Origin of the sequence: Buttiauxella sp. B2, from assembly GCF_006376615.1 — a bacterium.
Taxonomy (GTDB): domain Bacteria; phylum Pseudomonadota; class Gammaproteobacteria; order Enterobacterales; family Enterobacteriaceae; genus Buttiauxella.
In genome coordinates, this window is the sequence record NZ_VEXQ01000004.1 from 95,642 (window position 1) to 106,710 (window position 11,069).

Here is an 11,069-nt window from a genome sequence, read left to right on the forward strand (position 1 = left end):
ATTCGGTTAGGTTCAAAAAAGGCGGGTAGCTCAATGCCACCCGCTCTCAGTCTTACTCTAAATAAAACACCTCTTTCAATTCGGTACTCACCGGGCTGTTGTCGGCATTGCCTGGCATAATGTCGCTCATATGCTTCCACCAGCGTTGGCAAACTTCTGTTTGTGCCACTGCGTTCCAGCGCGCTTCGGACTCAATTTCTACCGTGGCAAAAAGCAGATGGCGCGCTTCATCAAGATAAATAGCGTAGTGATGAGCACCGTGCTGTTTAAGCACGGCTTCCAGCTCTGGCCAAATCGGCGTATGACGACGTTGGTATTCTTCATGTGCTTCAGGGTTCACCTGCATCACAAAGGCTTTGCGGATCATAGTGCCTCCAGGTAAAGCTCGCGTACCTCTTCACGCGAGGCAACGCGTGGGTTGCATGGCGCGCATGGGTCGGCAAGCGCGTTATCCAGCCAGCCTTCGATGTCCGCAGTTTTAATACCAAGCTGGCTAAAGCCTGATGGAATGCCTACGCGAGTAGAAAGGGTGCGAATGGCGAGGATTGCCTGGAAGCTGGCTTCCTCTTCGCCCATGTCCAGGGTATTTACGCCCATAGCTGCGGCAACACTTGCAAAACGCGCCACCGCATTCGGGCGATTAAACGCTTCGATAACGGGTAATAAAATGGCATTGCAGACACCGTGTGGCAGGTTGTGCGTGGCTCCCGGTTGGTGTGCCAGCGCATGCACCAGGCCAAGCCCGGCACTGTTGAACGCCATGCCTGCCAGATATTGCCCGTAAGCCATCATTTCACGCGCTTCAAGGTTATGTCCGTCGTCGACTGCTTTTGGTAACCACTGGCTAATCAAGCGGATAGATTCCAACGCGTTGGCATCGGTCAGCGGATGTGCAGCGACGGAAACGTAGGCTTCGATGGCGTGAGTCAGCGCGTCCATGCCCGTGGCAGCGGTGACGCTGGCCGGAATATCCAGCATCACGCTCGCGTCATCCACGGCAATATCCGGAATCAGATTGGTATCGATAATGACTTCTTTAACATGGCGCACGGAGTCGGTGATAACCGCGTTGCTGGTCATCTCTGCTGCGGTGCCTGCAGTGGTGTTAATCGCCACTAGCGGAACGCCTGGATTGGTGACTTTGCCAACGCCGGAATAAGCCGTTGATGGTCCAGGGTTCGCGGTGAGGATTTTTACTGCTTTGGCAGTATCAATCGGGCTGCCGCCGCCAAAAGCAATCAGGTAGTCACAATCGGCCGCCTGATATGCGGCGAAACCTTTTTGCACCAATTCTTCTGTCGGATTCGGGAACACTTCATCAAACAGTTCGTAAGAAAGTTGATGCTCATCGAGTGCCTTAAACAGGCTGTCCAGCAGCCCCATTTTCACGAGCTGCCCATCAGTGATAACTAATGCTTTTCCCCAGGGTTTAGCCGCAATCAATTTCACCATATCGCCGATTGCACCTGCGCCGTGAAGGCTAATTTTTGGTAAGGCCAACATAAAACTCATCGTCATGCTCCTTAATATTACGACGATGGCCACCCGGCCACCGCCTCGGTATTCAGCGCCGTGTCCGTTGCATAATGCGGCGGGTAATAATGGGTAGAGAAATTACGGTAATCAGCATCGCGCCCACGATAATCGACATTACGATACCCGGCACATTCAGCAGACTCAGGCCGAAAGTGACTAGCCCCATCAGGAAAGCAGCGATAATCACACCTGCCATGCTTCCAGAACCGCCAAGAATATTGACGCCTCCGAGCACCGCCATGGTTACCACGCTTAATTCCCAACCCATTGCGATAGTGGGGCGCGTACTACCAAGACGTGAGGTCAATAACACCGACGCAAGCCCCGCCATCACACCGACCAGCACAAACAACAGCAAGTTATGGCGTTTCACGTTGATGCCGGAATACCAGGCACCCGTTGGGTTATTGCCGATGGCGTAAGTTCGGCGGCCAAAGTTGGTTTTGTGCAGCAAGAAAGCAAATACCGCCGCCAACACAATAAACAGCGCAAATTCAAACGATAGCGCGCCCCAGACATAACCCTGGCCAAACCAGGAGAAGCTTTCCGGATAATGGTTTAGTGCCTGATCGCCGAGCAAAATGTAGGTGATACCGCGGTACAAACTCATGGTGCCGATAGTGATTACAATCGACGAAAGGTTGAAGCGGGTAACCAGCAGGCCGTTGAATAAGCCGCATAGCAACCCAACGCCCAATCCTACACACACAAGCCCTGCGGTATCGACGCCTGCCTGAGCACAAAAGCCCATTACAGTTGAGCTGAGCTCAATGGTCGATGCCACAGACAGGTCAATTTCACGGGCGATAATCAGCATCGCCATTGGCAGCACGATGATCGCTTTTTCGGTGAAGTTGAATGTTGCGTCCGACAAGTTCCAGATGTTCAGGAAGTAGGGTGAAGCCAGCGAGTTGACTACAAAGACGACCAGCGTCACGGCCAGTAAAAACGACTCCCAGCACAGCAAGCGGCGCAACAGTGGAGGTGTAGTGATTTGCGGTGGCACAGATTCAGAAATCAGCGTTTTATTCATGGCTCACTACCTCCTTTTGTCTGGAGAGCGCAACATCGCGCAGAATCAGCCGCCCTTTACGTTTGTTGCCGCGTTCGTTCAGCAATACGGCTATCACAATTACCGCGCCAGAAATCGCCATTTGCCAGAACGGCGAAACGCCAATCACCGGCAGCGCGTTGTTGATTACGCCCAGGAACAGCGCACCCAGCAGGCAACCGAGCACGCGCCCGATACCGCCCATGGTGCTGATTCCGCCAATCACACAGGCTGCGACGATTTGCAGCTCAAAACCGTTAGCCACGTCGACATACGCAACGGCAAAACGTGAAATCCACAGATAACCGCAGAACCCTGCCAGCGCACCTGAAAGGCTAAAACTGATGAACTGCATTTTTCCGGTGTTAATTCCGGTGTAATAAGCGGCTGTGGCGTTGCCGCCAGCGGTGTACATCGCCCGTCCGGTGCGGCTATAGCGCAAGAAATAACCGACCAGTAAGAGTGCGGCAACGGCGCACCAGCTCAACAACGGCATGCCCAGAACGACCGTTCGCGGCAAACCCAGGAAGCTGTCGCTCATCTGATGGGCGTTAATCCAGCCACCGTTAGAAAGCAGGAAGATGATGCCGCGATAAATACTCATGGTGCCCAGCGTGACAACAATCGCCGGAATACCGAGTTTCCAGACCAGCAAACCGTTGATCACACCCATCACCAGGCCAAGCACGGTTGCCAGTAAAAGCAGAGCCCAGACAGGGATTTGCGGGTAGTGGAAATTAAGTAACGCGACAATCATACCGGTGAGTGCAAGGTTCGCCGCCATCGACAAATCAATGCCTTTAGTGAGTAGCACCATCATCTGTCCGAGGGCGAGAATGACAAGAATCGAGGTGTCGTTGAACATCTCAACCAGATTGCCTGGTGCCAGGAATGACGGCACGCGGCTGCCAATCGCCAGCACCATCAATAAGATGACGCCACCGAGAAGAAACTCACGATGTTTCAGCAGTGTTTGCCACATTATGCTGCCTCCTCACGTGAACCGCTGGCGGCACTAACGATCATTTCTGCACTGGCAGCGCCTGCGTTATATTCAGCAACTATCAGCCCTTCGTGCATCACGATGATGCGGTCGGCCATGCCCATGACTTCCGGTAATTCTGACGACACTATAATCACCGCCAGGCCGTGGCTGACCAACTCGGACATAAACTGATGCACAGCCGCTTTCGAGCCGATATCAATACCTTTGGTCGGCTCATCGAGGATGATGACGTCAGGTTGTGTCGCCAGCCATTTGCCGATCACCACTTTCTGCTGGTTGCCACCTGACAGTGTTTCAACCGGTTGTTTCCAGCTAAAGGCTTTCACTTGCAAACGTTTGGCGTATTCGTCGGCCAGCGCCCATTCACGCGCATCGTTTAAAACACCACGGGGATTGAGCCGGCTGAGTTGCGGCAAACTAATATTTTGAGAGATAGGCAGTTCGATGATCGCGCCCTGTTTCTGGCGCTCTTCGGGTACGCAGACAATTCCAGCTTTAATTGCATCGGCAGGCTGGCGGAATTGCACCGTCTGGCCATTCAATAGAATCTCACCGTGTGACGGGCGCGAGACGCCAGATAATGCCTGCATGAGTTCGGTGCGCCCGGCACCGACCAGGCCATAAAACCCAAGGATTTCCCCTTTCCGAAGCGTGAAATCGATATGGGCAAATTCGGTTGGATGGCAGAGATCTTTCACCTCTAGCACCACGTCGCCGAGCTCGCAGCTCACTTTCGGGAATGCGTGCGTGATTTCTCGCCCTACCATCATGGTGACCATGCGTTCTGCGGTTATCTCGTTAATCTGCCCAGAGCTGATGTACACCCCGTCGCGCAGAATGGTGTAGTGATCGGCAATGGCAAAGATCTCGTCGAATTTGTGCGAGATAAATAGAATCGCTTTTCCTTCGCTTTTCAGACGTTCAACGATTTGATAAAACTCGATAATTTCATGTTGCGAGAGTGCGGCGGTTGGTTCATCCAGAATCACTACCTGGGCTTCGAACGACAGCGCGCGGGCAATCGCCACCATATGACGTTGGGCAATGCTGAGCGTTTTGAGTGTGGAACGTGGATTAATCTGAACTTCAAGACGCGTGAGGATTTCCAGCGCTTTTTGGTGCATGGCAGGCCAGTCGAGCTTTTTGAAAAAGCCGCGATACAGATAGTGGCCGACAAAAATATTTTCGGTAACAGTCAGTTCATCGAACAGAACCGTTTCCTGATGAATCGCCGTGATCCCGACTTTGTGCGCCGCTTCCGGGTTGGGCAGCGTAATCGGAATCGCTTTATAAAGCAGTTCCCCTTCTTCCGGCTGATAAATCCCGGTCATGACTTTAACCAGTGTGGATTTACCTGCGCCGTTTTCGCCGATCAGCGCCGTGACTTTTCCCGGCCACAAATCAAGGTGGACATTTTCGAGGGCGCGAACGCCGGGGAAGACTTTCGTTATCCCCTTCAGGGACAGCAAGGGTGTAGTGCTCATGATAAATTCCCCATGGTTTTTTTCGTTCGATCGGGTCGCCCTCACCCCGAGCCTCTCCCCCAGGAAAGGGAGAAAGATGAATCAGGGTGAGGGTGTTACCAAAAACCAAATCAGAATATTTTGGAGAATTTATCAATGTTGCTGGCATCGTAAACAAACGGCTCAGCCATTGCGCCGCTGCCGTCAGCATCCAGTTTCACTTTGCCCAGTTTACCCATGCTGGCTTCGTCTTTAGTCGCTGTACCTTTCACTAAATCATCAGCAAGATAAGTTGCGGCATAGCCCAGATCGATTGGGTTCCAGATGGCGAAGCTTTTCGATGCACCCGATTTCACTGCGCCCGCCATTTCAGACGGCAGGCCGAGACCAGTCACGTAAACTTTGCCAATTTTTCCCTGGTCTTTCACTGCCTGAGCCGCCGCGACAATACCGACAGAGGAAGGTGAAATGATGACCTTTAGATCAGGATAAGATTTCAGCAAGCCTACGGTTTCACGGTAGCTTTTATCAGAAAGATCATCGCCATAAGCGACGGTCACCAGATTGATGGAAGGGTACTTTGGCAGCACCTTTTTCATCTCCGCAATCCAGGTGTTCTGGTTGGTTGAAGTCGGTGTTGCGCTGAGAATTGCCACATCACCTTTTTCGAGGTTCATGGCTTTTAGCGCATCAGCAGCCAGTTTGACGTTGGTTTCGCCAATCAACGCGTTATTGGACGGGTTAAGGTGAATTTGTCGGCCTTCTTTGGCCACGCCTGAATCCCATGACACGACTTTAATGCCGCGCTGCATAGCCTTTTTCAGCACCGGAACCAGCGCGTCAGGGTCATTAGCAGAAATAGCAATGGCATCAACACCTTGAGCGATCAAGCCGTTGAGAACTTCAATTTGTGCTTCAGCGGTAGTCGTGGTTGGGCCGGTATAAATGACCTTCACATCTCCTAGCTCTTTGGCGGCTTCCTGAGCGCCCACGTTCGCGGCTTCAAAGAATCCATTGCCAAGTGATTTTGCTACCAGGGCGATTTTCACTTCAGCAAGAGCAGAGCTGGACAGTGCTAGTGCAACAACGGTAAGCGTACAACCTAATATTGCTTTAGTTTTCATTGCTTGTACTCCGATGTATGTAGGGTTCAGTTTGCAGGTGTTTTTTTATTTTTTTGTCGGATGTTGTGTAGGGTGGGTTAGCGTTAGCGACACCCACCAAAACCATTCGACTTAGAGCTCTAAAGCACTGGCTAATGGGGTCACGCCGAAACGTTTACCGAGCGCGATAAGTTCGTCACGACTGATGGTTTGTTTCATGCCGCCCATCGAAATGACTTTTACCAACACTTCAGCAGACTTCTCGGCGGTATCGATAAGACCAAACGCTTCATCAAGCGTTGGGCCGCTACCGAACACCCCGTGGAACGGCCACAGCACCAGCGAGTGTTTTTGCATCTCGCCAGCGGTTGCTGTTCCAATTTCATCGGTACCTGGCACCATCCACGGCAAAATACCGACGCCATCCGGGAATACGACCAGACATTCGGTACTGCCTTCCCACAATTTGCGGGTAATGACATCCGTGGTGTTTTCCAGCACGTAAGTCAGGGCAATCAGGTTGGTGGCGTGGCAGTGCATGATCACGCGATCGCGGCCACCAGTAGTTTTGATACGAACACTATGCGACTGGAAGTGTGCCGCAAGTTCAGATGTTGGTACCGCTTCGTTCTCCAGCCCCCACAAAATGTGGTAGCCCGTACCGCGGTTGTCCACTTTCACCACGCCGATATTTGCAGCTGGGTCGAGTTGTACGTTGCGGAAGAACTTGCCGGAACCTGTGACAATAAACGGCGTGTTCGCCAGTTCAGGCATCGGTTGGCTTAATGCGATATAGCGCGGTGCGGCATGGAAATCAGCCTGGAATGGCGTGATATCGGCTTCATCCAGGCGCATGGTGATATTACCGCCGTTACGCTCGTCCCAGCCTTTCAGCCAGGCATCGCTTGTTGCTTTGATCATGCCTTCTACAAACCAGGCTTTGAGGATGTTCTGCATATTCTTGTGTTCCTGTTTCCATTTTTCACCTTCTCCTTTAGGGAGAAGGTTGGGATGTGGGTGGTTACCCGCGTTTGTTCAAAACGTCTTGTTCATATGTCCGTACCGTTTTCAGCCACTGGGCATCAACCGGTGTGTCGTTACGCTGGCAATACATTTCCCAGACAGCCGCCCACGGCAGCGATTTTTGTTCTTCCAGCAATGCCAGACGCGCGGTGTAATCACCCTCACGTTCCAGCTGGCGCAGGGTTTCGGTAGGTTCCAGCAGTGCACGCAGCAGGGCTTTCTTCATGTTGCGTGTGCCGATAACCCACGCTGCGATGCGGTTAATTGAGGCGTCGAAGAAATCCAGGCCGATGTGAACGCGGTCGAACAGGTCGTGACGGATAATTTCGCTGGCAATCGCTTGAGTTTCGTCATCAAGCAGCACCACATGGTCACTGTCCCAACGAACCGGGCGGCTTACGTGCAACAGCAGGCGCGGTACATACAGCATGGCGCTGGAGATTTTGTCGGAGATAACTTCGGTCGGATGGAAGTGGCCTGCATCCAGGCACAAGGCGGTCTGGCGGCTGGTGGCGTAACCGAAATAGAACTCGTTGGAACCCACGGTGTAGCTTTCCGCACCAATGCCAAACAGTTTGCTTTCTACTGCATCGATATGGTGTTGCGGGTTGAGTTTTTCGCTCATCGCTTCATCCAGTGCCGCCATCAGGCGCTGGCGCGGAGCCAGGCGGTCAACCGTGATGTCTTTCATGCCATCCGGGATCCAGATGTTCATGACCGACGGGGTGCCAAGCTGCTCGCCAAAGTATGCGGAAACTTTACGGCTGGCTTTAACGTGGTCAATCCAGAACTGTCGGATTTCATCGTCGGTGTGCGAGAGCGTAAAGCCGTCGGCGCTTAGCGGGTGTGAGAAGCAAGACGGGTTAAAATCCAGCCCTAACTTGTTAGTTTTCGCCCACTCAACCCAGTTTTTAAAGTGTTCTGGTTTGATTTTGTCACGTGCAACAGGTTGTTCTGATTCAAGATAAATAGCATGAAGATTCAGGCGTTTTGGCCCGGGAATCAGGCTGAGTGCGCGTTCCAGGTCAGAACGTAATTCAGAAGCGTTGCGTGCTTTACCCGGATAATTCCCCGTAGCCTGAATCCCACCGCTCAGTGCACCTTCCGGGTTTTCAAATCCGGCAACGTCATCACCTTGCCAGCAGTGCATAGAAACCGGCAGGCGGTCTAGTTGTTGCAGTGCGGCTTCAACATCAACACCGACAGCAGCAAAGCGCTGTTTCGCCAGTTCCCAGGCTTGTTCAAGAGATGTGGTCATGCGCAAAACTCCTTACGTGTTTGAATATTGAACGGAAATTGCGCGATATAACGAGCAATTTCGCTTTCGGAATGGGGCGTAAAAGATTTCAGTTCGTAGCTGGCGGCGACTATTTTGCGGAAGTCGTCGACGTCGGTGATTTCGTCCAGTGCCATCAACTGGCAGCCGATATTGCCAAGCGTTGACGCTTCAATTGGCCCGGCAAGCACTGGAACACCGCAGGCGTCGGCACAAAGCTGGTTGAGCAATTCGTTCTGGCTACCGCCGCCCACAATGTGCAGACAGCTAAATGGACGACCACGAACGACAGCCAGTTCTTCGAGCGTTTTGGCATACAGCAGCGCCAGGCTGTCGAAAATGCAGCGAGCAAGTTCGTTATCGGTGAACGGAACGGGCTGGTTGCTTTCGCGGCAAGCAGCCTGAATCTCACGGCTCATGCTTTCAGGGTTAATAAAACGATCGTCATTTGGGTTAATGACAAAACGACAGGCGGGAGTGTTTTGGGTGCGTTCGATAAGGTCGGGCAAGTCAGTAATGCCAAGTTCTTTGGTGACACGTTGCAACAGCCACAGCCCCATAATATTTTTCAGCACTCGATAACGGCCTTCTGCACCGCCTTCATTGGTGATGTTGGCGGTTAATGCTGCGCAGCTGGCGTACGGTGTTTTGCTTTCAAAACCCATAAGCGACCAGGTGCCGGAAGAAAGATATGCAGCGTCTTTGTCCTGGAGTGGCGCGCCAATCACCGCGCTTGCGGTGTCGTGAGTAGCAACCGAAACCACAGGGATTTTGTTACCTTCGCGGCATATCCACTGGCCGATAACACTGCCTGGATGAGTCGGTTTACCGAACCATTTGTGTGGTACGCCCGCCCAGTCGAGCAGCGTTTCATCCCAGTTGTCGCTGTTGATATTGACCAACTGTGTGGTAGTGGCGTTGGTGTATTCCCAGTTCAGAACACCGGTCAGGCGGTAGCAAAAATAGTCTGGGATCAGCAGCGCGTGTTCAACGTTATCAACCAATTCGGGCTGTTGTTCAATCAGGGCACGGAGTTGGTAAAGTGTGTTGAAAGGCAGGAATTGAATGCCGGTGCGGCGGTAAATTTCTTCACGGCCTAGCTGGTTAAAAGCAGTATCCATTACACCGTCGGTACGGCTGTCACGGTAAGAAACAGGCAGCCCAACGCGATTACCGCCGCGGCCAATCAGCACATAATCAACACCCCAGGTGTCGATGCCGATACTGTCGATGGCGATGCCTTCATCGCAGGCTTTTTGCAGGCCGGTGCGAATTTCATGCTCCAGCGCATCTACATCCCAGACGGTCGAGCCATCTACCTGTTTTAATCCGTTGGTGAAACGATGAATTTCTCGCAGGCAGATGCTGCGGGAATCACGTTCAAAGCGCGCCAGCATGACACGACCGCTTGATGCGCCGAGGTCTACCGCAACACTATGGCGTAAAGTCATTTTGGGGGTCCTTGCTAAATTAATTGACCCCACTCTAAAAAGTAACGCTGTCGGCCACCTTCTTGATACTGACAACGCGTATCTGCCGCTGGCAAAGAAGCAAAGATGAACGTGAGTCATGTCACAAATCCATGTTTATCACCCAAAAACCCGGCTTGTGACGCTTCCCGCATTTCCTGATAATTCCGACTGTTTCTTAAAAAATGAACCGTTTTTAATGGATTTTGTGTCGAAAGTTTAAGGTGCAGATGAGAATCGTTACCTACTATCAGGCAACAGTTAATGACGCTTGGGGGTAATGATGACGGTATTACATGGTTTTGATTTTTTCCCCTCGGGAAACGCATCTGTAGCGATTGAACCTCGTTTGCCCCAGGCTGCATTCCCTGAGCATAATCATGATTTTTATGAAATTGTTATTGTTGAGCATGGCACAGGTACGCATGTTTTTAACGGGCATCCCTACACATTAAGCGGTGGTTCGGTCTGTTTTGTTCGCGATCACGACCGCCATTTGTACGAGCACACCGAAAACCTCTGCCTGACTAATATTCTTTACCGTGCACCGGATGCGTTTTGTTTTTTGTCCGGGCTGGATAAGCTGCTGCCGCAGGAACAGGACGGTAAATATCCGTCGCACTGGCGTGTAAATCAGTCAGTGTTGCAGCAAGTGCGCGGGTTAATCGACCAGTTTGAGCAGATTGGCGAAGCGGCTGATACCCATACCGTCGCCAACCGCGAAATTCTGTTTATGCAGTTACTCGTGTTGCTGCGTAAAGGCAGCATGATGGAAGGAGCGGCACACTCAGAAGGGCGCTTGAATCAGCTAATGGCGTGGCTTGAAGATCATTTCGCCGAGGATATTTGCTGGGAGCAACTGGCTTCGCAATTCACACTTTCATTACGTACTCTGCATCGCCAGTTAAAACAGCAAACCGGTATGACACCGCAGCGTTATCTTAACCGTTTACGCTTGATGAAAGCCCGCCACTTACTGCGTCATGGCGAAGAGAGCGTCACGGATATCGCCTTCCAGTGTGGTTTTGGCGACAGTAACCATTTTTCGACGCTTTTTAAGCGTGAATTTTCCTGGTCACCGCGTGAGATTCGCCAGGGGCGTGATACGCAACTTCAGTAATCGCGAAGGCAATCACCGTTTT

The 11,069-nt window shown here is 52.1% G+C and carries 10 protein-coding genes; 1 reads left to right on the plus strand and 9 read right to left on the minus strand.

Annotated elements, in window-relative coordinates; all coding sequences use genetic code 11:
• Positions 1-52: 52 nt before the first annotated feature.
• From rhaM to rhaB, 9 genes are all read right to left on the minus strand, one after another.
• Entirely contained in the window at positions 53-367 is a 315-nt protein-coding gene (gene rhaM / locus FH968_RS07050) for an L-rhamnose mutarotase (protein ID WP_139878436.1), read from the minus strand.
• Entirely contained in the window at positions 364-1,512 is a 1,149-nt protein-coding gene (gene fucO / locus FH968_RS07055) for a lactaldehyde reductase (RefSeq protein ID WP_139878437.1), read from the minus strand. Before fucO ends, rhaM begins: the two co-directional genes overlap by 4 nt.
• Before the next feature lie 52 nt (positions 1,513-1,564).
• Complete coding sequence (locus tag FH968_RS07060) at positions 1,565-2,569, minus strand: ABC transporter permease (protein ID WP_139878438.1); 1,005 nt, start codon at positions 2,567-2,569, stop codon at positions 1,565-1,567.
• On the minus strand, positions 2,562-3,569 hold the full coding sequence (locus FH968_RS07065; protein WP_139878439.1) for an ABC transporter permease: 1,008 nt from the start codon (positions 3,567-3,569) through the stop codon (positions 2,562-2,564). The genes FH968_RS07060 and FH968_RS07065 overlap by 8 nt, the downstream gene beginning before the upstream one ends.
• Positions 3,569-5,080 (minus strand): sugar ABC transporter ATP-binding protein, encoded by a 1,512-nt coding sequence (locus FH968_RS07070; RefSeq protein ID WP_139878578.1) that lies wholly within the window; start codon positions 5,078-5,080, stop codon positions 3,569-3,571. The genes FH968_RS07065 and FH968_RS07070 overlap by 1 nt, the downstream gene beginning before the upstream one ends.
• A 107-nt stretch (positions 5,081-5,187) precedes the next feature.
• The gene (gene rhaS, locus FH968_RS07075) at positions 5,188-6,180 is read right to left on the minus strand and encodes a rhamnose ABC transporter substrate-binding protein (protein WP_139878440.1); all 993 of its coding nucleotides are present in this window, start codon (positions 6,178-6,180) and stop codon (positions 5,188-5,190) included.
• 111 nt (positions 6,181-6,291) lie between these two features.
• Positions 6,292-7,116 (minus strand): rhamnulose-1-phosphate aldolase, encoded by an 825-nt coding sequence (gene rhaD, locus FH968_RS07080; protein ID WP_139878441.1) that lies wholly within the window; start codon positions 7,114-7,116, stop codon positions 6,292-6,294.
• Positions 7,117-7,180: 64 nt separating this feature from the next.
• Positions 7,181-8,440 (minus strand): L-rhamnose isomerase, encoded by a 1,260-nt coding sequence (gene rhaA, locus FH968_RS07085; protein ID WP_139878442.1) that lies wholly within the window; start codon positions 8,438-8,440, stop codon positions 7,181-7,183.
• Positions 8,437-9,909 (minus strand): rhamnulokinase, encoded by a 1,473-nt coding sequence (gene rhaB / locus FH968_RS07090; protein ID WP_139878443.1) that lies wholly within the window; start codon positions 9,907-9,909, stop codon positions 8,437-8,439. Before rhaB ends, rhaA begins: the two co-directional genes overlap by 4 nt.
• A 301-nt stretch (positions 9,910-10,210) precedes the next feature.
• Between rhaB and rhaS (FH968_RS07095) the strand changes: the two genes are divergently transcribed.
• Positions 10,211-11,047, plus strand: a complete 837-nt coding sequence (rhaS, locus tag FH968_RS07095) for an HTH-type transcriptional activator RhaS (RefSeq protein ID WP_139878579.1) — start codon at positions 10,211-10,213, stop codon at positions 11,045-11,047.
• Positions 11,048-11,069: the final 22 nt, after the last annotated feature.